The organism is Variovorax sp. P2_H12, assembly GCF_056403395.1.
This window is the reverse complement of record NZ_JBFUFO010000279.1, coordinates 1-388: the sequence shown is the minus strand read 5'-3', so window position 1 is coordinate 388 and position 388 is coordinate 1. Positions and strand designations below refer to the sequence as shown.

Sequence of the window (388 nt, the reverse complement as noted above, 5' to 3'; positions counted from 1 at the left end):
CCGCCCCCCGCAGCCCGTACACCCACCGGAGCGGCATCCTCCCCGTACCCGCCCGGCGGACCGGCGCGCGGCTCCTCCGGACCCGGCCAACAAGCCGTCCCGCGGCTGAACGGACGCCCCGGACACTTCGGTTCGTTCCGATTGCAACAACTCGTACTGATCGAGATCGCGGCCGCGCTGCTGCTCGTGTCCTGGGTGATCGAGCCTCTGCTGCTGGTTCCGGCCGGCGCGGTCGCCACTGCGCTGGTGCTGCTCGCCGTCCTCCGCAGGCACCGCCGTTCGCTGCCCGAGTGGCTGGGCACCGCGATCGCGCTGCGCGCACGTACCCGCAGGGCCGCGTCGCTGGTGCTGCCCGCAGGTACTGAGCCGGGGATCGCGCCCACCGTCG

1 protein-coding gene is annotated in these 388 nt (G+C 73.7%); it reads left to right on the top strand.

The features are described from left to right. Positions 1-141 precede the first annotated feature (141 nt). Positions 142-388, top strand: a 247-nt coding sequence (locus AC1DYK_RS36145) for a hypothetical protein (RefSeq protein ID WP_478170646.1), incomplete at its 3' end; no start/stop codon positions are given.